Annotated in this window: 19 protein-coding genes and 1 tRNA gene; 12 read left to right on the top strand and 8 right to left on the bottom strand. The window is 69.7% G+C overall.

The features are described 5' to 3' along the window. Nucleotides 1–8: 8 nt before the first annotated feature. Both ACFY5C_RS11990 and ACFY5C_RS11985 read right to left on the bottom strand, forming a co-directional pair. Nucleotides 9–1,232 (bottom strand): alpha/beta hydrolase, encoded by a 1,224-nt coding sequence (locus ACFY5C_RS11990; protein WP_389443455.1) that lies wholly within the window; start codon nt 1,230–1,232, stop codon nt 9–11. A 93-nt stretch (nt 1,233–1,325) separates the two neighbouring features. Beyond that, complete coding sequence (locus tag ACFY5C_RS11985) at nt 1,326–1,952, bottom strand: TetR family transcriptional regulator (protein ID WP_389443453.1); 627 nt, start codon at nt 1,950–1,952, stop codon at nt 1,326–1,328. 66 nt (nt 1,953–2,018) lie between these two features. Here ACFY5C_RS11985 and ACFY5C_RS11980 point away from each other — a divergent pair, with 66 nt between their 5' ends. Together ACFY5C_RS11980 and ACFY5C_RS11975 are read left to right on the top strand one after the other, a co-directional pair. Continuing rightward, on the top strand, nt 2,019–3,638 hold the full coding sequence (locus ACFY5C_RS11980) for an MFS transporter (protein WP_389443451.1): 1,620 nt from the start codon (nt 2,019–2,021) through the stop codon (nt 3,636–3,638). Nucleotides 3,639–3,840: 202 nt separating this feature from the next. Then, nucleotides 3,841–4,146: a small hydrophobic protein gene (locus ACFY5C_RS11975; protein WP_389443449.1), complete on the top strand. Its 306-nt coding sequence runs from the start codon at nt 3,841–3,843 to the stop codon at nt 4,144–4,146. Between the two features lie 703 nt (nt 4,147–4,849). Here the strand turns inward: ACFY5C_RS11975 and ACFY5C_RS11970 are convergent. Beyond that, complete coding sequence (locus ACFY5C_RS11970; protein WP_389443447.1) at nt 4,850–5,611, bottom strand: potassium channel family protein; 762 nt, start codon at nt 5,609–5,611, stop codon at nt 4,850–4,852. An 83-nt stretch (nt 5,612–5,694) separates the two neighbouring features. After that, nucleotides 5,695–8,442 (bottom strand): pyruvate dehydrogenase (acetyl-transferring), homodimeric type, encoded by a 2,748-nt coding sequence (gene aceE, locus ACFY5C_RS11965; RefSeq protein WP_389443445.1) that lies wholly within the window; start codon nt 8,440–8,442, stop codon nt 5,695–5,697. Between the two features lie 354 nt (nt 8,443–8,796). Here aceE and ACFY5C_RS11960 point away from each other — a divergent pair, with 354 nt between their 5' ends. From ACFY5C_RS11960 to ACFY5C_RS11935, 6 genes are all read left to right on the top strand, one after another. After that, entirely contained in the window at nt 8,797–9,234 is a 438-nt protein-coding gene (locus tag ACFY5C_RS11960) for a DUF3052 domain-containing protein (protein ID WP_328428043.1), read from the top strand. A 156-nt stretch (nt 9,235–9,390) separates the two neighbouring features. After that, nucleotides 9,391–9,849, top strand: coding sequence for a peroxiredoxin (locus ACFY5C_RS11955; protein WP_328428044.1), 459 nt, complete (start codon nt 9,391–9,393; stop codon nt 9,847–9,849). A gap of 148 nt (nt 9,850–9,997) precedes the next feature. Beyond that, nucleotides 9,998–10,573 (top strand): calcium homeostasis/redox stress adaptation protein, encoded by a 576-nt coding sequence (locus tag ACFY5C_RS11950; protein ID WP_389443443.1) that lies wholly within the window; start codon nt 9,998–10,000, stop codon nt 10,571–10,573. A 121-nt stretch (nt 10,574–10,694) separates the two neighbouring features. Beyond that, nucleotides 10,695–11,270, top strand: coding sequence for a TerD family protein (locus ACFY5C_RS11945; RefSeq protein ID WP_389443441.1), 576 nt, complete (start codon nt 10,695–10,697; stop codon nt 11,268–11,270). Nucleotides 11,271–11,392: 122 nt separating this feature from the next. Then, nucleotides 11,393–12,541, top strand: a complete 1,149-nt coding sequence (locus tag ACFY5C_RS11940) for a DUF475 domain-containing protein (RefSeq protein ID WP_389443439.1) — start codon at nt 11,393–11,395, stop codon at nt 12,539–12,541. A 102-nt stretch (nt 12,542–12,643) separates the two neighbouring features. Then, a complete protein-coding gene (locus ACFY5C_RS11935) occupies nt 12,644–13,381 on the top strand; it encodes a Tellurium resistance (RefSeq protein WP_389443437.1) in 738 nt (245 codons plus the stop codon). 137 nt (nt 13,382–13,518) lie between these two features. On the opposite strand, the gene ACFY5C_RS11930 is transcribed toward ACFY5C_RS11935, so the two are convergent. Then, nucleotides 13,519–14,328 (bottom strand): TerD family protein, encoded by an 810-nt coding sequence (locus ACFY5C_RS11930; protein ID WP_389443435.1) that lies wholly within the window; start codon nt 14,326–14,328, stop codon nt 13,519–13,521. Between the two features lie 187 nt (nt 14,329–14,515). On the opposite strand from ACFY5C_RS11930, the gene ACFY5C_RS11925 reads away from it, so the two are divergent. Genes ACFY5C_RS11925 through ACFY5C_RS11915 form a run of 3 tightly spaced genes read left to right on the top strand, consistent with a single transcriptional unit; the run spans nt 14,516 to nt 19,169 of the window. Continuing rightward, nucleotides 14,516–15,685, top strand: coding sequence for an HpcH/HpaI aldolase/citrate lyase family protein (locus ACFY5C_RS11925; RefSeq protein ID WP_389443433.1), 1,170 nt, complete (start codon nt 14,516–14,518; stop codon nt 15,683–15,685). Between the two features lie 53 nt (nt 15,686–15,738). After that, entirely contained in the window at nt 15,739–18,351 is a 2,613-nt protein-coding gene (locus ACFY5C_RS11920) for a phosphoribosyltransferase domain-containing protein (RefSeq protein WP_389443431.1), read from the top strand. Further along, nucleotides 18,351–19,169: an HAD family hydrolase gene (locus tag ACFY5C_RS11915; RefSeq protein ID WP_389443429.1), complete on the top strand. Its 819-nt coding sequence runs from the start codon at nt 18,351–18,353 to the stop codon at nt 19,167–19,169. Before ACFY5C_RS11920 ends, ACFY5C_RS11915 begins: the two co-directional genes overlap by 1 nt. Before the next feature lie 113 nt (nt 19,170–19,282). On the opposite strand, the gene ACFY5C_RS11910 is transcribed toward ACFY5C_RS11915, so the two are convergent. The 3 genes from ACFY5C_RS11910 to ACFY5C_RS11900 form a co-directional block, all read right to left on the bottom strand. Next, a complete protein-coding gene (locus tag ACFY5C_RS11910) occupies nt 19,283–19,504 on the bottom strand; it encodes a zinc ribbon domain-containing protein (RefSeq protein ID WP_389443427.1) in 222 nt (73 codons plus the stop codon). An 18-nt stretch (nt 19,505–19,522) separates the two neighbouring features. Next, nucleotides 19,523–20,950, bottom strand: a complete 1,428-nt coding sequence (locus ACFY5C_RS11905; RefSeq protein WP_389443425.1) for a hypothetical protein — start codon at nt 20,948–20,950, stop codon at nt 19,523–19,525. A gap of 74 nt (nt 20,951–21,024) precedes the next feature. Then, nucleotides 21,025–21,798: a DUF4097 family beta strand repeat-containing protein gene (locus ACFY5C_RS11900; RefSeq protein WP_389443423.1), complete on the bottom strand. Its 774-nt coding sequence runs from the start codon at nt 21,796–21,798 to the stop codon at nt 21,025–21,027. Nucleotides 21,799–22,067: 269 nt separating this feature from the next. Between ACFY5C_RS11900 and ACFY5C_RS11895 the strand changes: the two genes are divergently transcribed. Then, nucleotides 22,068–22,139 (top strand) — tRNA-Val (locus tag ACFY5C_RS11895). Nucleotides 22,140–22,158 lie beyond the last annotated feature (19 nt).

Raw genomic sequence — 22,158 nt, 5'->3', positions numbered from 1 at the left:
CTGTGCTTCTACGCGCGTCCGGCCGACGCCGTGTCGGACAAACCCACCCGACAGGCCTCGGCGTCGTCCGCGCACTGCACGGAGTGGTATGCGCCAACTCCGATCCCGGCGAAGTTCGCCACACTGTCCGTACCCGGCTCGAAATAGCCGCCGTGTCCCTTCGCCTCGCGCGCCGACAGCACGCGCGCCCCGAACCCCGACGACACCGGGTCCTCACCGTGCCCCAGCCCGCCGACCTCGAGATACGGCACGTCCTGGACCCAGTCGTCCGCGTCCCGCATCGCCCACACATGCGCGGACGTGCGCAGGTGGGATGCCTTCGCGACCCGCATGCCGGGGCTGCCGGCCACCGCTATGTCGGCCACCCGATCCGGCAGCTCGGGCGCGGCGAGGCCGCACAGCACCGAGCCGTAGCTGTGGCAGAAGAGGGAGACCGGCGAGCTGCCGGGCAGACCGCGCACCAGCGCGTTCAGACGTACGGCCCCGCTCTGCGCCCGCATCGCGGTCGCCGACTCGATGCCGAGTCCGCCGGGGGAGGTGTAGTCGGCCCAGGCGATCACGGCCGTGCGTGTCGAGGGGCTGACCTCGCGCTCGGTCGCGTACAGGGACTGCGCCATGCCGGCCGGTGCGGAGTACTTGCGGCCGGCGTTGGTGCGCTGGAAGGTGAGCACGTCGGTGTCGACGCCGGGGACGACGACCGAGATCCGCTCGGCTCGGTTCAGATCGCCGAACACCTCCGCGACACGCCCCGCGCCGTCCGGGTCGAAGGCGAGGATGTGCCGGTCCGGCTCCATCATCGCCTCGAAGCGGTGCATACGGCGGCCCGCCTCACGCTGACCGGCGGGCGTGAGCCGTTGGTCGTGCATGCGTTTGCGCTCGACCTTGCGGGCCTGGTCGAGCGCGACGCGGTTGGCGTCGTAGCGCAGCTCGACCGGTGCGCCGTTCATGTTGCCGACCGCGAGCGGATAGCGCTCGACGAGGCCGGCGCGCTGCGCATCGGTGAGCGAGGCGAAGAACCGGGCGAGCTTCGTGGGGGCGGAGCCGGCGTCCGGCAGGGGGTGTCCGGCGATGCTGCCGTGCCCCCAGGCGCTGAGCGAGGCCTGCAGCGGTGCGGCGCTGCGCTGGTGCTGCAGGGCGGTCCAGCCGGTGGTCGCCAGCATCACGAACACGACGGCCAGTGCGAGCAGAGCGCGCCAGACGTTGAGTTGCGGGGTCGTGTCGAAGGAAGTCACTGGGAGGACACACTAGGAGAACGAGAGGGTCTCGCGTTAACCAAGTGATAGGTATCACGTTTCGATCAAGACGACGTTAACGGGCCGATGACCTCAGCGTGTTCGCCAGCTCTCGCTGAGTGCCGGGCCGACCTGTTCGAGATATGAGACGGTCAGTGCCCGCATGGCGTCCACGCTGAAGTCCTCCCCGGTGCTCCACTGACGCTCCGTCAGCCGCATCACGCCGCCGAACACGGCCACCGCCAGCCGCGGTCGCGGATCGGTGTCGAGGTCGACCCCCTCGCGCTCGGCGAGGATGCGCGCGATCGCCTCCTCGATCTCCGCCGAACGGCGCAGATGTGCGGCGAGCAGGACGGGCGTCGACTCGATCACCTGGTACATCCGCAGATACAGCTCGACGGGTACGACGGCCTGGATCACCTCGTTGATCGTGTCCCAGCCCTCCAGCACGGCCTGGCGCAGCGCCGCCATGGGGGCCTCGTGCCGCGGACGCTCGCGCACGGCCTCCAGGAAGTGCGCCACCGTCATGTCCTGAAGGGCGAGGGCGGCCTCCTCCTTGCCGGCGAAGTAGCGGAAGAACGTGCGCTGCGACACGTCGACGGCCGCCGCGATGTCGTCGACGGTGGTGTGTTCGTAACCCTGGGTGGTGAAGAGCTCCAGCGCGGTACGCAGCAGTGCTTCCCGGGTGCGCTGCTTCTTGCGTTCGCGCAGTGTTTCCATATGTGTCAGTTACCGACTTGTGAATTGGTTTGTCAATTGTCAGTGGCTGTCATTAGCCTCGAACGTATGACTAGTCAGACCACCATCAAGACGACGGGGCCGGGGGACCGGGCGCCAGCAGCCCCGTCGGATGCGACGCCGGCCAAGGGGCTGCGAGGCCACCCTTGGTTCACCCTCATCACCGTCGCGGTCGGGGTCATGATGGTGGCCCTGGACGGCACCATCGTGGCCATCGCCAACCCGGCCATCCAGAAGGACCTCGGCGCCACCTTCGCCGAGGTCCAGTGGATCACCAACGGCTACTTCCTCGCCCTCGCGGTCGCCCTGATCACCGCCGGCAAGCTCGGTGACCGGTTCGGGCACCGGCAGACCTTCCTGATCGGCGTGGTCGGCTTCGCCGCCGCCTCCGGTGCGATCGGCCTGTCCAGCAGCATCGCGGCGGTCGTCACGTTCCGTGTCCTGCAGGGCCTGTTCGGCGCGCTGCTGATGCCGGCCGCGCTCGGCCTGCTGCGGGCGACGTTCCCGGCCGAGAAGCTCAACATGGCCATCGGCATCTGGGGCATGGTCATCGGCGCCTCCACCGCCGGTGGCCCGATCCTCGGCGGCGTCCTCGTCGAGCACGTCAACTGGCAGTCGGTGTTCTTCATCAACGTGCCGGTGGGCATCCTCGCCGTCGTGCTGGGCGTCGTGATCCTCCTGGACCACCGCGCCGAGAACGCCCCGCGCTCCTTCGACATCCTCGGCATCGCCCTTCTCTCGGCGGCGATGTTCTGCCTGGTCTGGGCCCTGATCAAGGCCCCGGAGTGGGGCTGGGGCGACGGCAAGACGTGGCTGTTCATCGCCGGGTCGGTCGTGGGCTTCGTGCTCTTCGCGTTCTGGGAGACACGGGTCAAGGAGCCGCTGATCCCGCTGGCCCTGTTCCGCTCGGTCCCGCTCTCCGCGGGTGTCGTGCTGATGGTCCTGATGGCCATCGCGTTCATGGGCGGCCTGTTCTTCGTGACGTTCTACCTGCAGAACGTCCATGGCATGAGCCCGATCGACGCCGGCCTGCACCTGCTGCCGCTCACCGGCATGATGATCGTCGGCTCGCCGCTCGCGGGCGCGATGATCACCAAGTTCGGCCCGCGTGTCCCGCTGGCGGGCGGTATGGCGCTGACCGCGATCGCCATGTACGGCATGTCCACGCTGGAGACGGACACCGGCAGCGGCATCATGTCGGTCTGGTTCGCCCTGCTCGGCCTCGGCCTCGCGCCGGTCATGGTCGGTGCCACGGAGGTCATCGTCGGCAACGCGCCCATGGAGCTGTCCGGGGTGGCCGGCGGTCTCCAGCAGGCCGCGATGCAGATCGGCGGCAGCCTCGGCACCGCGGTCCTGGGCGCCGTCATGGCCTCCAAGGTCGACAGCGACCTCGCCGGCAACTGGACGTCCGCGGGCCTGCCGCCCCTCACCGCCGCGCAGGAGGCCCAGGCCTCCGAGGCGGTCCAGGTCGGCGTGGCACCGCTGGCTCCCGGGACGCCGGACGCCATCGCCGCGAAGATCACGGACGTCGCGCACGACACGTTCATCTCGGGCATGAGCCTGGCGTCCCTGGTCGCCGCGGGCGTGGCGGTCGTCGCGGTCTTCGTGGCGTTCCTCACCAAGCGGGGCGAGAACGCGGAAGCGGGTGCGGGCGCGGCCCACATCTGACGGGATTGCGACGGAGTTCGCCTATCAGGGTGACTCCGTCGAAGATCCCTCCCCTCCGGCAAGCGTGCAGGTCACAGTGGGTCAAGCCAGGGCCTGTGGCGCGCTGCCGGAGGGGGTCAGCGCGCCACCGGCCCGGACGCGCAGGCATGAGCCGCGCACCGTGGGTACTCGCCAAGTCGAACGCCGAATCAGGGAGTTGACGATGGCGGGCTTCTCGCACGGAACGCGCAGGCACCCTCGCTCACGTGGCCGGACGTGGTCACGGACCGGGCCGGATCGCGCGACCCTGGGGATCATCGGAGCCGTCTGCGCGGTCGCCGGATTCTTCGTACTGGGCATCATCCTCGGCCCGGTGGCGATCGTCTGCGGCTGGCTGGCCATGAACCGAACCTGGTCAGGAGCCCGCCCCGTCCCGGCGTTGATCGCCGTCGTCCTGGGCGCGATCGACACCCTGCTGGCGATCATCTGGCTGGCGGGTGTGGCAACCCCGGGCACCGGTTTGTACTAGCGCCCAGCAGCTCGGGGCCTTGGGTGCTACGGCGCCTGCGGGTCGCGTGTGGCTGATCGCGCAGTTCCCCGCGCCCCTCAGGTCGGCTGCCGCACGGCCGCCTGAGCCGCCCACCCGGGGCCCCAGCCTGCGCCCACTCCGGCCCGCCCGGCTTGCGCTCAGGCCGAGCCTGGAGCCTGCGGGTAGCCCGAGCCGCCGATCCTGCGCTCACCTGGGCCGCCCACCTGCGCTCAGGGCCGCCCCGCCCGCGCTCAGGCCGAGTCCCGAGTCTGCGGGTAGCCCGAGTCGCCGGGCCTGCGCTCTCTCCGGGCCGCCCCGCCCGCGCTCAGGCCGAGTCCCGAGTCTGCGGGTAGCCCGAGTCGCTGGGCCTGCGCTCTCTCCGGGCTGCCCCGCCCGCCCTCAGGCCGAGCCTGGAGCCTGCGGGTAGCCCGAGCCGCTCAGCGCGCGCTCACCCGGGGCGCCCCGCCCGCGCTCAGCCCGACCCCCCAGCCTGCGGGTAGACCAAGCGGCTGAGCCTGTGCTCTGCCTGAGTCGCCCCAGCCTGCGGGCGGTCGTGCCGCTGGGGCGGTGCGGTGGGTGCAGCGGCACCTCGCCGGCGCGGGTGAGTGGGGCGACCCTGCCTCAGATTGAGCGCCGGGCCACGGGGCGAACGAGGCTGCTCCCGCGCAACCGGAGGCGAGGGCCTCGCGGCCCAGCCCCCCGATCAACGTGGCCGCTCCTGCGCAACCTGCCCCGGCACGGTCGCCCCCGACAGCAGAGCAACCTCCGCGCGCAGTGCCCGGACCTCCTCCGTCAGCACCCGTATCGCCTCCGTCTGCCGCCGCTCCTCCACGTCGTCCATCTCGAACCGCGCTATGAACCACGCGGCGATGTTCGCGGTCACGACACCCAGCAGGGCGATCCCGGACAGCATCAGCCCCACCGCGAGCATCCGCCCCACCCCGGTGGTCGGCGCATGATCCCCGTACCCGACCGTCGTCATGGTCGTGAACGACCACCACACCGCGTCACCCAGCGTCTTGATGTTCCCGTTCGGCGAGTCCCGTTCGACGGACAGCACCGCCAGCGACCCGAACATCAGCAGCCCGACCACCGCCCCGGCGACATACGTGGTCAGCCGTATCTGGGAAGCCATCCGCGCCCGCTGCCCCACCAACAGCAGCGTCGACACGAGCCGCAGCAACCGAATGGGCTGTATCAGCGGCAGCAGCACCGCGCACAGATCCAGCCAGTGCGACCGCACGAACTCCCCGCGCCGCTCCGCGAGTCCGAGCCGGACCACGTAGTCCACGGCGAAGGCGCCCCACACCACCCACTCCACCGCGAGGCACACCTCCACCACGCCCCGCCCCGCGTCGGGCGAGACGATCGGCACGGCATAGGCCACGGCAAACGCCAGGGCGAGGGCGAAAAGGGGGCGCTGGGTGAACCGTTCCCAACGGACTTGCGCGAGCGGTCGCTTCATGGCCGCATCGTAGGAAATGTGAAGGGGTGGTGTGCCCGCGGGTCACCCACGGGAACACCACCCCATCGAGCAGTTGACGGACGCTACGCGTCGCCGCCCGCGGCTCCCGGATCCGCCGCCGACACATCGAGCAGCTGGTAACGGTCGATCGCCTGCTTCAGCACCGACCGGTCCACCTTCCCCTCCTTCGCCAGCTCCGTCAGCACCCCCACCACGATCGACTGCGCGTCGATGTGGAAGAAGCGGCGCGCCGCACCGCGGGTGTCCGCGAAGCCGAAGCCGTCCGCGCCCAGCGACTGGTACGTCCCCGGCACCCACCGCGCGATCTGGTCCGGCACCGACCGCATCCAGTCGGACACGGCCACGAACGGCCCCTCGGCGCCGCTCAGCTTCCGCGTCACCCACGGCACCCGCTGTTCCTCCTCCGGGTGCAGCAGGTTGTGCTCCTCGCACTCCACGGCCTCGCGCCGCAGCTCGTTCCAGGAGGTCGCCGACCACACGTCGGCCTTCACGTTCCAGTCCTCGGCCAGGAGCTTCTGCGCCTCGACCGCCCAGGGGACCGCCACCCCGGACGCCATGATCTGCGCCGGGACCGACCCGGAAGTGCCCTCGCTGATGCGGTGGACGCCCTTGAGGATGCCCTCGACGTCCACGTCCTCCGGCTCGGCCGGGTGCTGGATCGGCTCGTTGTAGACGGTCAGGTAGTAGAAGACGTCCTCGCCGTGCGGGTGTTCGGCGTCCCCGCCGTACATCCGGCGCAGACCGTCCTGCACGATGTGCGCGATCTCGTACGAGTAAGCCGGGTCGTACGCGACACAGCCCGGGTTCGTCGAGGCGAGCAGCTGCGAGTGGCCGTCGGCGTGCTGGAGGCCCTCACCGGTCAGGGTCGTACGGCCGGCGGTCGCACCCAGCACGAAACCGCGCGCCAGCTGGTCGGCCATCTGCCAGAACTGGTCGCCGGTGCGCTGGAATCCGAACATCGAGTAGAAGACGTACACCGGGATCAGCGGTTCGCCGTGCGTGGCGTACGCCGAACCCGCGGCGATCAGCGAGGCCGTGCAGCCCGCCTCGGAGATGCCGTCGTGCAGCATCTGGCCCTGCGGCGACTCCTTGTAGGCGAGCAGCAGATCGCGGTCGACCGCCTCGTACTGCTGACCCAGCGGGTTGTAGATCTTCGCGCTCGGGAAGAACGAGTCCATGCCGAACGTGCGGTACTCGTCCGGCGCGATCAGCACGAATCGCTTGCCGATCTCCTTGTCCCGCATGAGGTCCTTGAGGAGACGGACAAAGGCCATGGTCGTCGCGATCGACTGATGGCCCGAGCCCTTCTTCACTGTCGCGTACGTCTTGTCGTCGGGCAGCGCCAGCGGCTTCGACCGCACGACACGCGTCGGGACGTACCCGCCGAGCCCCTTGCGGCGGTCGTGCATGTACTGGATCTCCTCGGAGTCCCGCCCCGGGTGGTAGTACGGCGGGAGCCCGCTCTCCAGGTCCTTGTCGGCGATCGGCAGGTGCAGCCGGTCGCGGAAGCGCTTGAGGTCGTCGACCGTCAGCTTCTTCATCTGGTGCGTGGCGTTGCGGCCCTCGAAGTTGGGACCGAGCGTCCAGCCCTTGATCGTCTTGGCCAGGATCACCGTCGGCTGGCCCTTGTGCGCCTTGGCCGCCGAGAACGCCGCGAAGATCTTCTTGTGGTCGTGACCGCCGCGGCCCAGGTGCAGGATCTGGTCGTCGGTCATGCCCTCGACCATCGTGCGCAGCCGCTGGTCGTCGCCGAAGAAGTGGTCGCGGATGTAGGCGCCGGTCTCGGTGGCGTACGTCTGGAACTGGCCGTCCGGCGTGGTGTTCATCCGGTTGACCAGGAGGCCGTCGCGGTCCTGCGCGAGCAGCGGGTCCCAGGAGCGGTCCCAGATCAGCTTGATCACGTTCCAGCCGGCGCCCCGGAAGATCGATTCAAGCTCCTGGATGACCTTGCCGTTGCCCCGCACCGGGCCGTCGAGGCGCTGGAGGTTGCAGTTGACCACGAAGGTGAGGTTGTCCAGGCCCTCGCGCGCGGCGATCGACAGTTGGCCGAGCGACTCCGGCTCGTCCATCTCGCCGTCGCCCAGGAACGCCCACACCTGCGACTTGGAGGTGTCCGCGATGCCGCGCGCCTCCATGTAGCGGTTCATCCGCGCCTGGTAGATCGCGCCGATCGGGCCGAGGCCCATCGACACGGTCGGGAACTCCCAGAAGTCCGGCATCGACCGCGGGTGCGGGTAGCTGGACAGGCCGTACCGCGCCTTCGACTTCTCCTGCCGGAACGCGTCGAGGTTCTGCTCACTGAGGCGGTCCAGCAGGAACGCCCGTGCGTAGATGCCCGGGGAGGCGTGCCCCTGGAAGAAGACCTGGTCACCGCCGTCGCCCTCGTCCTTGCCGCGGAAGAAGTGGTTGAAGCCCACGTCGTAGAGGGAGGCCGAGGAGGCGAACGTGGCGATGTGACCGCCGACGCCGATGCCGGGGCGCTGGGCCCTGGACACCATGACCGCGGCGTTCCACCGGGTCGCGTTGAGGATCTTGCGCTCGATCTCCTCGTTGCCCGGGAAGAACGGCTCGTCCTTGGTGGCGATCGTGTTGACGTAGTCCGTGCTGCGCATCTCGGGCACGGCCACGCGCTTCTCGCGGGCCCGCTCGATCAGCCGCAGCATCAGATAGCGGGCCCGCTCCCGGCCGCGCTCATCCACGGCGGCGTCGAGGGAGTCGAGCCACTCCTGGGTTTCCTCGGGATCGAAGTCAGGAACCTGACTCGGAAGGCCGCCAATGATGATCGGGTTGCGATCTGATCCGGAAGCCACGCTGTTCCTTACCTGTCAGAGGGCCGTGTTTCTGAGGGTCTGCACCGCTCCCCATCGTGTACCTCGGGGGGCCAAACGTCATCTCTACTGTGAGGTAACCCGAGGCCTGGTGAACGGCGGAGTGACCATGGATGGTTCCCAAACGCACAAAGGGGGCAGATTGGTGTGGTGCGCGTCACCTTGAGACGATGGTGGCGTGCCTGGAGTTGCGGTGACACGTTCAGGAACGTCACCGTTTCGGCGGTCTGAACGGCCGGGTACTTGCGCGATCCGCCCCGCCCGTGTGGACTACGGCCAATGCTTCGCGCACGCGCGTGGCTGAGTTATTCCCAAGACATGATCAGGAGGCAACCCGTGAGCGCGACCGCGGACCACGCGGAGGAGCGGACTAACCCTGCCGTCAGGCTGGGGTTCCAGCCCGAGCAGGTGGTCCAGGAGATCGGCTACGACGAGGACGTAGACCAGGAACTCCGCGAGTCCATTGAGGAAGTCGTCGGCAGCGAACTCGTGGACGAGGACTACGACGACGTAGCCGATGCCGTGGTGCTGTGGTTCCGCGACGAGGACGGCGACCTGACGGATGCGCTGGTGGACGCCACCACGTACATCGAAGAAGGCGGCTCGATCCTGCTCCTCACGCCCAAGACCGGCCGTGACGGCTACGTGGAGCCCAGCGACATCTCTGAAGCGTCGACCACAGCGGGTCTGTCGGCGTCCAAGAGCGTCAGCGTCGGCAAGGACTGGAGCGGCAGCCGGCTGGTGACGCCCAAGGCCGCGAAGTCCAAGAAGTAGCCGAATCGAAGTGACCCACGGCTGAGACGATCGCCGTACGGGCCCACCCTGCCGGGCTGGACTGCAAAGTCCAGCCCGGCTCATGCGTGTGCCCCGGTGATCGCTGCGTAGGGTGGATGCCACCCGAACAGCCTCACCGAAGGGACATTCACGACGATGGCGATCCAGGTCGGCGACAAGGCCCCCGACTTCGAGCTCAAGGACAACCACGGCGCGACCGTGAAGCTCTCCGACTTCCGCGGTTCCAAGAACGTCGTCCTGCTCTTCTACCCCTTCGCCTTCACCGGCGTGTGCACCGGCGAGCTGTGCGAGGTGCGCGACAACCTGCCGCAGTTCGCCGACCGCGACACGCAGGTCCTCGCCGTCTCCAACGACTCCATCCACACCCTGCGCGTCTTCGCCGAGCAGGAGGGCCTGGAGTACCCGCTGCTCAGCGACTTCTGGCCGCACGGCGAGGTCAGCCGCGCCTATGGCGTGTTCGCCGAGGACAAGGGCTGCGCGGTGCGCGGCACCTTCGTCATCGACAAGGAGGGCGTGGTCCGCTGGACCGTCGTCAACGCCCTGCCGGACGCGCGCGACCTGAGCGAGTACGTCAAGGCGCTCGACACCCTCTGATCCCGCCCGGTCCCTCTGGTGACCGACACCCGTGATTCTTCGGTACCAAGGCATGCAAGCCTCGGGAACCCGTTACTAGGATCGACTCGTTGATCCGATATCAAACGCACGGCGGGGCCCCCCGCCCCTGAACACCAATGGAGGACTCGTGGGAGTCAGCCTCAGCAAGGGCGGCAACGTATCACTGTCCAAGGAGGCCCCTGGCCTCACCGCGGTCATCGTCGGTCTGGGGTGGGACATCCGCACCACGACCGGCACCGACTTCGACCTCGACGCCAGCGCGATGCTGACGAACGCGGAGGGCAAGGTCGCCAGCGACGCGAACTTCGTGTTCTTCAACAACCTGAAGAGCCCCGACGGCTCGGTCGAGCACACCGGTGACAACCTCACCGGTGAGGGCGAGGGCGACGACGAGCAGATCAAGATCAACCTCGCCGGCGTCCCGGCGGACGTCGAGAAGATCGTCTTCCCGGTGTCGATCTACGACGCCGAGAACCGCCAGCAGTCCTTCGGTCAGGTGCGCAACGCGTTCATCCGCGTCGTCAACCAGGCCGGCGGCGCCGAGATCGCGCGCTACGACCTCTCGGAGGACGCGTCCACCGAGACCGCGATGGTCTTCGGCGAGCTGTACCGGCACGGTGCGGAGTGGAAGTTCCGCGCCATCGGCCAGGGCTACGCGTCGGGTCTGCGCGGTATCGCGCAGGACTTCGGTGTGAACGTCTGAGCTTGACATCGGAGGTGACCGTTCAGGACACCACTGGCTGAGTCCGGCGCCGCATCCGTTTGGGTGCGGCGCCGGATGCGCAGGACAACCAAAGAAGCATCACGCGGGGAGGACCAGCAACATGGGCGTCACGCTCGCCAAGGGAGGAAACGTCTCCCTGTCCAAGGCCGCACCCAATCTCACCCAGGTGATGATCGGGCTCGGCTGGGACGCGCGCTCCACCACCGGAGCCCCCTTCGACCTCGACGCCAGCGCACTGGTGTGCAGCAGCGGACGAGTCCTGGGCGATGAGTGGTTCGTCTTCTACAACCAGCTCAAGAGCCCGGACGGCTCGGTGGAACACACCGGGGACAACCTCACCGGTGAGGGTGACGGCGACGACGAGTCGCTCCTGATCGACCTCTCCAAGGTGCCGGCCCACTGCGACAAGATCGTCTTTCCTGTCTCGATCCATATGGCCGACGAGCGCGGCCAGACCTTCGGCCAGGTCAGCAATGCCTTCATCCGCGTGGTGAACCAGGCGGACGGCCAGGAACTCGCTCGCTACGACCTGAGCGAGGACGCCTCCACCGAAACCGCGATGATCTTCGGCGAGGTCTATCGCTATCAGGGAGAGTGGAAGTTCCGAGCGGTGGGACAGGGGTACGCGTCGGGACTCCGGGGCATCGCGCTCGACTTCGGGGTCGACGTCTCGTAACGCGATATGAGCAAAAGCCGGGCCCCGGTGGGGTGCGAAGGGTGGCCGACTAGACTTCGGTTCAAAGTTTCGTAAAGCCGAGTGCGCGGGGCAGCCCCGTACACACAGGGATTGGGTAGCCAGTGGTTCTGAAAACCTTCGGCTGGTCGTTCGCGGTCACCGCGCTCGGCCTCGTTGCAGCGGTCCTCTTCGGGGGGTGGACCGCCCTCGGCGTCGTGGCGATCCTCTCCGTCCTCGAGATCTCGCTGTCCTTCGACAACGCGGTGGTCAACGCCGGAATTCTGAAGAAGATGAATGCCTTCTGGCAGAAGATCTTCCTCACCATCGGCATCCTGATCGCCGTCTTCGGTATGCGACTGGTCTTCCCCGTCGTGATCGTCGCGATCAGCGCATCGCTCGGCCCGATCGAGGCCGTCAACCTTGCCCTCAACGACAAGGACCAGTACCAGCAGCTCGTCACCGACGCCCACCCGGCGATCGCCGCGTTCGGTGGCATGTTCCTGCTGATGATCTTCCTGGACTTCATCTTCGAGGACCGGGACATCAAGTGGCTCGGCTGGCTGGAGCGCCCGCTGGCCAAGCTCGGCAAGGTCGACATGCTGTCGGTCTGCATCGCGCTGATCGTCCTGCTGATCTCCGCACTGACCTTCGCGGCCAACGCCCACCAGCACGGCGGCGCGCACGTCGACAAGGCGGAGACGGTCCTGCTCTCCGGCATCGGCGGCCTGATCACCTACATGATCGTGGGCGGTCTCTCCGGCTTCTTCGAGGACAAGCTCGAAGAGGAGGAGGAACGCGAGCACGAGGCTGAGGAAGAGGCCGAGCGCACGGGCAAGCCGCGCTCCGCGGTCGCCCTGGCCGGCAAGGCCGCCTTCTTCATGTTCCTCTACCTCGAGGTCCTGGACGCGTCCTTCTCCTTCGACGGCGTGATCGGCGCCTTCGCCATCACCAACGACATCGTCCTGATGGCGCTGGGCCTCGGTATCGGCGCGATGTACGTCCGGTCGCTGACCGTGTACCTCGTGCGACAGGGCACCCTCGACGACTACGTCTACCTGGAGCACGGCGCGCACTACGCCATCGGCGCGCTCGCCATGATCCTGCTGGTCACCATCCAGTACGAGATCAACGAGATCATCACCGGCCTGATCGGTGTCGTCCTGATCGGTGCCTCCTTCTGGTCCTCCGTCCGCCGCAACCGCGCGCTGGCGGCAGCGGAGGGAAAAGCCGAGGGCTCGGACGAGAAGACTGAGGTCTCGTCCGGGGTGTGACACCCCTGCGGGTGAGGAACGCTCTCGACGGGGCGGCCGGACGTCCGGCCGCCCCGCCGGTTTTTCCAGTGGACGCGGGGCTTAGTGGGACGTGGGGGCGGAATGGGCTTCTTGGACGGACTCTGGCGGGGCCGGGCGGCCGAGTTCGACTCGGGCAGCGCGTCATCGAACTCGATCGAGCTGACGAAGCGGCACGACCGCGTCTCGCTCACCAAGCAGGGCGCCGCCACGGGGCACCTGCGGATCAACCTGACGTGGCGCATGCGCACGTCCGACATCGGCGGGTCGGCGCGGGAGAGCCTGCTGCGGCATCCGTTCAGGGCGCTCAAGCCGCCGGAGGTGGTCGGACACAGCCAGAGCATGGTCAACGTCGACCTCGACCTCGGGGCGCTGTACGAGCTCACCGACGGGACGAAGGGCGTGGTCCAGCCCCTGGGCGGGTTCCTGGGGGACGCCAACGGGCCGCCGTACGTGAAGCTCAGCGGGGACGACCGGTTCGGGTCGGCGTCCGGCGAGACGATCTACGTCAACCTCGATCACCGGGAGAACATCAAGCGGCTGCTGGTCTTCGTGTACATCTACGACCAGACGCCGGCGTTCGACCGTACGCACGCGATCGTCACCCTGTACCCGAGCAACGGGCCTCGTATCGAGATAGGCCTCGACGAGCGGCATCCGCAGGCCCGGTCCTGCGCGGTGGTGATGATCGAGAACGTGAAGGGGGAGATCTGGGTTCGCCGGGAGGTCAAGTTCGTCTACGGCTTCCAGGCCGAGCTCGACCGGTTGTTCGGGTGGGGGTTGCAGTGGGGACGCGGCTACAAGACGAAGGCGGAGCGCTGACGCTGGGACTCGGCCGGTGCGCCCAGTAGCTCGGGGCTCACCGTCGTGTCGCGGCTGCGGGTTTGTTGTGGCTGGTCGCGCCCGCGCGGCGGAGCCGCATATCGATGCAGCCCCGCGCCCCTGACGGGGCGCTGCCGTCACCGTCCGATGAACTGCGGGCCCTGCGGCGGCAGGCTGAAGCCCTGGGCCGCAGGTGCCGTCACCGGCGGCGGGTAGCCGTAGCCCGACTGGGCCGTCGCCGGCTGGCTCGTCGGCTGGGGGTAGCCGTAGGCGGGCTGGGTCGGCGGGGGCTGCTGGGGATAGCCGTACGACGGCTGGGGCGGGAGCGTCGTCGTCGGCTGCTCCGGGGGCAGGGGCTGGGAGATCTCCGGCGTGGCGGCCGGCGAAGGCTCGTCGGCCATCTCCGACTCGTCCACCGAGATGCCGAAGTCCGTGGCCAGGCCCCTGAGGCCGTCCGAGTAGCCCTCACCCAGCGCGCGGAACTTCCAGACCTCGCCGCGGCGGTACAGCTCGCCGCAGATCAGGGCCGTCTCCTCGCCCGTCTCCGGCTTGATGTCGAAGTACGCCAGCGGATCGCCGTCGGCGGCCGCCGCGTCGTACAGCAGGATGCGCAGATCCCGTACGCGGTTGAAGGTGACGCCGTCCGCCGAGGCGACCAGAAGAATCTGGCCGACGCTCGGCTCGACACCGGACAGATCTGTCTGGATCGTGTCGGTGAGGCCCTCGGTGCCCCGCTTCTTGCCGAGTCGCCAGACCTGCCCGGAGGGGTGCCGGGGCTGGTTGTAGAAGACAAAGTCCTCGTCGGAGCGCACACGACCGTCGGGGCCGAGGAGGAGTGCCGAGGCATCGACATCCGGGACCCCCTGCCCGGGCGTCCAGCGCAGCACGGCGCGTACCGTCGTGGCTTCGAGCGGGACGTTCGACCCCTTCAACATCGCGTGCGTCATGCGGTCATCCTGCCCTCTCCGTCCTGGTCACGACAACGCGGGGGTGCACAGGCCGTGCGCGCCCGTGTTTGTCCGCGTTACCAGAAATTCATGCCCGTCGGGAACCCCTGACATGGGTATCTACGTACTATTACCGGCCACCTGTGAACCGGTCGCAGGGGCCACAGAGTCACCACGGGGGAGCTCTATGCGTCATTTCGGGCACATCGCCCCGGAGGTGCGGCAGCGCCTCTTCCACCGGGAGCCGTGCGAGTTCTCCGCCGGCTCCCCGGCACGGCTGCTCTCCGCGGCCCTGGGCGCCACGCTCTACAGTCCGGCCACCCGGCCGCAGCTCGCCGACGACATCGTCAAGCAGGCCGGACGCGGCGTGGTGTCGATGGTGCTGTGCCTGGAGGACTCCATCCGGGACGAGGACGTGGCGGAGGGCGAGGAGAACCTGGCCCGCCAGTTCGCCGACCTCGCCGCGCACGAGGGCGCGGTGGATCTCCCGCTGCTCTTCATCCGGGTCCGTACGCCCGAGCAGATCCCCGATCTCGTACGCCGGCTCGGTCCCGCCGTAGCGCTGCTGTCCGGATTCGTGCTGCCGAAGTTCACCGAAGAGCGGGGCATGCCCTTCCTGGAGGCTCTCGCCCTCGCCGAGGCCGAGAGCGGGCGACGGCTGTTCGCCATGCCGGTGCTGGAATCGCCCGCGCTGCTCTACCGCGAGTCGCGCGTGGAGACCCTCGAGGGCATCTTCCGCGCCGTCGACAAGTACCGGGAGCGGGTGCTGGCGCTGCGCCTGGGTGTCACCGACTTCTGTTCGTCGTACGGACTGCGCCGGGCCCCGGACATGACCGCGTACGACGTCCAGATCGTCGCCTCCGTGATCGCCGACGTGGTGAACATGCTGGGGCGCGCCGACGGCACCGGGTTCACGGTGACCGGGCCGGTATGGGAGTACTTCCGCGTGCAGGAACGTATGTTCAAGCCGCAGCTGCGCCGCAGCCCCTTCCTCGAAGGGCAGGCCGAGGAGCTGCGCGAGGCCCTCCTCGAGCACTCCATGGACGGCCTGCTGCGCGAGATCACGCTCGACCACGCCAACGGCCTGCTCGGCAAGACCTGCATCCACCCCTCCCACGTGCTGCCCGTGCACGCACTGTCCGTGGTCAGTCACGAGGAGTTCAGCGATGCCAAGGACATCCTGAAGCCCGAGCGCTGCGGCGGGGGTGTACTGAGGTCGCAGTACACGAACAAGATGAACGAGGTGAAGCCGCACCGGGCGTGGGCCGAGCGGACCATGCTGCGGGCCGAGGTGTTCGGTGTGGCCAACGAGGACATCGGCTTCGTAGAACTGCTCGCCGCCGGAATCCCGGCCTGACCAGGCCGAACGGCCACAATCCACCGGCCGGACGGCTACTGACCAAGGGACGCATGAACAACGCAGTGAACGACGGGGTCTGGTCCGGGAGCTGGGTCGCCGAGCGGCTCGGAGTCCAGCTCGTGGGCGACGACGGGCTCACGCAGATGCTGGGGCTCGCCCTGCGCCGCAACCCCAAGCGGGCGCATCTGCTCGTCTCCAACGTGCTCGGCAAACACGTACCGCAGTCACCCTCCGTGGTGTACGGCGCCGGCTTCGCCCTCGGCCGCCGGGTACGGGACCTGCTGGGCCCGGAGGAGGCCGCCAGGGCGGTCGTCCTCGGCTACGCGGAGACGGCGACCGGGCTCGGTCACTCCGTCGCCGACGGTGTGGGTCTCGCCCCGTATCTGCACTCCACGCGCCGCCCGGTCGCCGGGGTCGCCCGTGCGGGCGGCTTCGAGGAGTCCCACTCGCACGCCACGTCCCACCTGCTGCTGCCGAAGGACCCGGCGCTGCTGGCCGGCGACGGGCCGCTGGTGCTGGTGGACGACGAGTTCTCCACGGGGAACACGGTGCTGAACACCGTCCGGGATCTGCATTCGCGGTATCCGCGGCGGAGGTACGTGGTCGTCGCCCTGGTCGACATGCGGTCGGCCGCTGACGCCGGGCGGCTGGAGGAGTTCGCGCGGGAGATCGGGGCCCGGGTGGACCTGGTCGCGGCGGCTTCGGGGACCGTACGGCTGCCTGAGGGGGTGCTGGAGAAGGGGCAGGAGTTGGTGGCGCGGTACGAGGCGGAGAGTGCCGCGGGGGGTCGTGTGTCGTCCGCGGCGCCGTCGCGGCCGGTCGCGCCGTTCCCCGCGCCCCCGGACAGCGGCGTTGCCGTTGAAGCGGACCAGAGGGCCAACCCCCCAGGGGCGCGGGGAACTGCGCGACCAGCCCCCACCGGCCCGCACCCGGAACGCGACCGAACCGCCCCCCACGCCACCCGCGTCGAACTTCGCTGGCCCCCCGGTCTCCCCGACGGCGGCCGCCACGGCTTCACGCCCGCGCACCGCACCCGCCTCGAAGCCGCCCTCCCCGCCATGGCCGCCGGCCTGGCAGAGGCGCTCCCGGCTGACGCGCGGAGCGTCCTCGTGCTCGGCTTCGAGGAGCTGATGTACGCGCCCCTCAGGCTCGCCCGCGAGCTGGAGCAGGTCGCCGACGCGGAGGTCCGCTACTCGACCACCACCCGCTCACCCGTCCTCGCCGTCGACGACCCCGGCTACGCGATACGCACCCGCCTCGTCTTCCCGGCCCACGACGACCCCGCCGACGGCCCCGGCGAGCGCTACGCCTACAACGTCGCGGGCGCCGGCTTCGACGCCGTGATCGCCGTCGTCGACTCGGTGGCCGACACTCCCGAACTGCACGCGCCCGAAGGCCTGTTGGCGCAGCTCGCCGCCCACACCCCGCACGTCCTGCTCGCGGTCGTGCCGTCGTACGTCCCCAAGCCGCCGCACCTGTCCGTTTCTCCTGGAGACACATCCACCATGCTGCCCGAGCCCCTGCGCGGCCCCGCCTTCTCCTCGTACGCCCCTCAGGAGGTCGGCTGGCTGCTCCAGGACCTCTCGGACGTGACGCTGGAGGCGCCGACCGAGGAACGCGAGGAGGCCATCCAGAGCGGTGGCGCGCACTACGCCGAGTCGCTGCCGGTGGAGTACCAGCCGAGCGAGCAGTACCAGGCGCTGTTCCACACGGCGCTGGAGGAGTCGGCGGCGCGACTGGCGCAGGCCGTGGGCGCCGTCACCGAGCTCGTGCTCGCCGAGCGGTCGCCGCGCCCCGTGCTCGTCTCGCTCGCCCGCGCCGGCACTCCCGTGGGCGTACTCATGCGCCGCTGGGCCCAGTTCCGGCACGGCCTCGAACTCCCGCACTACGCCGTGTCGATCGTGCGCGGCCGGGGCATCGACGCCAACGCCCTGCGCTGGCTGGCACGGCACCACGACCCCCGTGACGTCGTCTTCGTCGACGGCTGGACCGGCAAGGGCGCCATCACCCGCGAACTCGCCGTGGCCCTGGAGGAGTTCGAGAAGTCCGACGGCGTCACCGGCTTCGACCCCGAGATCGCCGTACTGGCCGACCCGGGCTCGTGCGTGCGGACGTACGGCACCCGCGAGGACTTCCTCATCCCGTCCGCCTGCCTCAACTCCACGGTGTCCGGCCTGATTTCGCGTACGGTCCTGCGCGCGGACCTGGTCGGCCCGCATGACTACCACGGCGCGAAGTTCTACCGCGAACTCGCCGGCGCCGACGTCTCCGTCGCCTTCCTGGACGCCGTGGCGGCGCGCTTCCCGGAGGTCGTCGACGCGGTCGAGGCAACGGCCAAGGAGCTGCTGTCCGGCGACCGCGCGCCGACCTGGGAGGGCTGGGCCGCCGTCGAGCGCATCAGCGAGGAGCACGGCATCCACGACGTGAACCTCGTCAAGCCCGGCGTCGGCGAGACCACGCGCGTGCTGCTGCGCCGGGTGCCCTGGAAGATCCTGGCCCGGTCCGGCGCCGGCGCCGACCTGGACCACGTACGACTGCTGGCCGAACAGAGAGGGGTCCCGGTGGAAGAGGTCACCGAACTGCCGTACACCTGCGTGGGGTTGATCCACCCCAAGTACACGCGGGGCGCGACGGGTGCCGACGGCAAGGCGGTGAACGTCTGATGCCGGTACTGGTGGCGAGCGACCTCGACCGTACGCTCATCTACTCCGCCGCGGCCCTCGCGCTGACCATGCCGGACGCGCGGGCGCCCAGGCTGCTGTGCGTGGAGGTGCACGAGAGCAAGCCGCTGTCGTACATGACCGAGACCGCGGCCCAGCTGCTGACCGACCTCGGCGACGCGGCGGTCTTCGTGCCGACCACGACCCGGACCCGTAAGCAGTACGAGCGCATCAACCTGCCGGGCCCCGCTCCGAAGTACGCGATCTGCGCCAACGGCGGCCACCTGCTCGTCGACGGCGTTTCCGATCCCGACTGGAACGCACAGGTCACGGCCCGGCTGGGCGAGCAGTGCGCGCCGCTCGCGGAGGTGCAGGACCACCTGATGGCGTCGGCGTCCCCGGCGTGGGTACGCAAGCACCGGATCGCCGAGGACCTCTTCGCCTACCTCGTCGTCGAGCGCGAGCTGCTGCCCGAGGAGTGGGTGAAGGAGCTCGCGGTGTGGGCGGAGAACCGGGGCTGGACGGTGTCCCTGCAGGGCCGCAAGCTCTACGCCGTCCCGAAGCCCCTCACCAAGAGCGCCGCCATGCGCGAGGTCGCCCGCCGCACCGGCGCGGAACTGACGCTGGCGGCTGGTGACTCCCTGCTGGACGCCGACCTGCTGCTGGCCGCCGACAAGGGATGGCGCCCGGGGCACGGCGAGCTGGCCGACACCGACTTCACCGCCCCGGCGATCAGCGCGCTGCCGGAGCGGGGGGTGCTGGCGGGGGAGCGGATCCTGAGGGAGTTCTTGAAGGCTGTTGCGCCCAAGAGCTCGGGGTGATCGGCGGTCTGGGCGGCTGCGGGTGGGTCGCGTGTGGTTGATCGCGCCCACGTGGCGGAGCCGCACATTGATACAGCCCGAGACGCCCCTCAGGGCGTCTCGCCTGCCGCCTCTTAGCCGCAGCAGCCTCCGCCGCAGCAGCCGCCACCGCCTCCGCCCGACTTCGGCGCGGGGGCGGTGGCCGAGGCCGTGCCTCCCACAGCCACCGTCGACAGCAGCTTCACCGTGTCGTCATGCCCCGCAGGGCACGCGGCTGGGGCGGAGGACTCCGCCATCGGGCGGCTCAGTTCGAACGTGTCGCCGCAGCTGCGGCAGCGGTACTCGTAGCGAGGCATGCGCACAGGTTAGCCCCGTCAGTGGCCGGCCCCGCGCTCCTCGCGGATCTGGGTGACGACCCGGGCCACCGTCTGCCGTACCGCTTCCGTCTCGGTAAGGAAGTGCCAGTAGTCCGGGTGACGGCCCTCCAGCGTGCCGATGGCCCGCTCCAGCCGGGCGACGGAGTCGTCCAGGGGGCGCGCGTGCCGCGGATCGGGCGTGTTGCGCCCCGTCATGGCGAGCCGCTGGGCGTCCCGGATCGCGAAACGGGTCCGGTCGATCTCCTGCTGCGGATCCTTCTGCACGGCGTTCAGCTGCCGCAGCCGGTCACCGGCGGCGGACACCGACTCGTCGGTGCTGTTCAGTAGCGCACGCACCGTCGACAGCAGCGCGGTGGCGTCGGGCCAGCGCTGCTCGTCGCGCGCGGCCTGGGCCTCCTTCAGCTTCAGCTCGGCCTGCCGTACGTTCTCCCCGGCGCGGTCCGGGACGCTCTGCAGGTCCTGCCAGCAGGCCACCGTGAACCGCCGCCGCAGCTCGCTCAGGACCGGCTCCACCTGCCCGGCACGCGTGGTCAGCGCCTGTGCCCGCGTCCGCAGGGAGACCAGCCGGTGATCGATCTCGGCTGCCTTCTCCGGCAGCCGCTCGGCCTCCACGCGGACCGATTCCGCCTCCCGCGCGACCCGCTCGGCGCGCTCCAGCGTCTGCGGGACGCCATGCTGCCCGGCGCCCTGGTTCAGCTTGGTCAGCTCCGGGGCGAGGGCGGCGAGCCGGGCCGCCAGGTCGTCCGCCCTGAGCCCCGATCCGCGTACGGCATCCAGGGCGTTCGACGCGGAGAGCAGGCCCTGGCGGGCGCGCTCGACGGCCGGGGCGAGGCGGGCCAGCTGTGTCTCGGCCTTGCCGAGCAGCGGCCCGAGCCCGTCCGTGAACCGATCCAGCTCGCGCTTGGCGTTGTCGAGCTCGTCCTTGGCCTTCGTCAGTTCCGTACGGGCATGGGAGGCGGCCGACGCCTCCAGGTCGTCACGGTCGAGGTCATGGGCGTCGACGGCCTGGATGTACTGGTGACTGACCTCGTCGATGCGCCGCCCGAGCGCCTCGAAGTCGGTGATCGCCCGGCGGGCGGCCGGCGAGGCGTCCACCGCCGTGATCGTCTCGATCGAGATCCGCAGATCCCGCTGGGCGGTGTCCAGCTCGTAGAACGCGGCCGCCGCGGCGTCCTTCGCGGCCTGCGCCTCGGCCCGCTGACTCTCGGCCCGCCCACCGAACCACCGTCGCGTGCCGCCACCGGCGAACGCGGCGGGCAGGACGAGGGCGGCGACGAGGGGGAGCGCGATCAGGGCGACGGTGTCGCGGACGGTGCGGCGCACGCCCCCGGCGACACGGACCTCGGGAAACGCGGCCCGCCGCGCGGGATGCCCCTGCGCGCCCGGCACTGACGGCGAGTTCGGCTGCGGAGGTGTCGCCGTCACATCCCTCTCCCGTGCTGTCATTCACCCTGCCCGGTGTCATTCTCCCACCGGTTTAGGACGAACACACGGGCCGGTTAGTTCGCGGTTCGGACAGTGACTTTTCCGTCGCCGGTGCGGGCGGAGACGACATGGGAGCTGGTGTTGTCCCGGGGCACGGACACATCCACCGCGCCGTCACCGGTCTCGGTGGACACGCGGTACGTGGCCCGAGGCAGCTCGATCGTCACCGAACCGTCGCCGCTGCGGGTCTCCACCAGGTCCGGCACGGTGCCGAGTTCGAGTTTGACCGAGCCGTCACCGGTCTGCGCCTTGACCTGCCGCGAGGACACGTCGGAGACCCGCACCGACCCGTCTCCCGTCCTCAGGTCCAGCGGCCCACTGGAGTCGGTGACACGCACGGACCCGTCCCCCGTACGAACGCTCAACGCATCCCGGAACCCCCGCGCCCGCACGCTCCCGTCCCCGTCCTCGACCTTCACGGTGACGCCGCGCGGCACCTCGATACGGTGCTTGGTCGAGCAGTTCGCGATCATGCCCGAGCACTTCTCCCGCAGTACGAGCCGGTCGTCCTCCATCGCCCACGTCACCTTCGGATCCGACCCGATCGCGACCGACCCCTGGAACCACCGGGTCACCTCCACGGCGCCGGCCTTGTTCTTGTCGGCGGCGACGATCTCCAACGCGGAATCGTCGGAGTCGATGGTCAGCGTCCGCCCCTCCAACGCGAAGGACCGCCGCTCAGGCTCCTTGTCGTCCCCGGCGGACGCCCCACAGGCGGTGACCCCACCGAGAAGCGCCACGACGGCCCCGGCAACTACGACAGCGCGGACGGGAACGGTACGGGCCATGACGATCTCCCCCTGGACTTCCTCGGGACTTCCCTGAGGCCGACCTTGACGGCCCAGGGTTGCGGTGATGCTTCGACCGTACGGAGCCGGGCCCTGCCGCGGGATCCGGGCCGCTCCCGGATCGGTGGTGGGGATAACCCCAGGGTCTTCCCGGTCTTCCCGGTCGTCCCGGTCGGCCGGGTCTTCCCGGTCTTCCCGCCTCCCCGGGCGGCCCCGATACGGGTTTGCGGGGCATGGCCCCTGGCAAGGTAGGCTGTCGACTCGTTCTCGGGTGCGTAGCTCAGGGGTAGAGCGCCTGCCTTACAAGCAGGATGTCGGCGGTTCGAAACCGTCCGCGCCCACCGCGGTAGAGGACCCCGG

This window comes from Streptomyces sp. NPDC012935 (genome assembly GCF_042900345.1).
Classification (GTDB): domain Bacteria; phylum Actinomycetota; class Actinomycetes; order Streptomycetales; family Streptomycetaceae; genus Streptomyces.
Note: the sequence above shows the minus strand (reverse complement) of the source record. Positions and strands in the feature narration are given on the sequence as shown.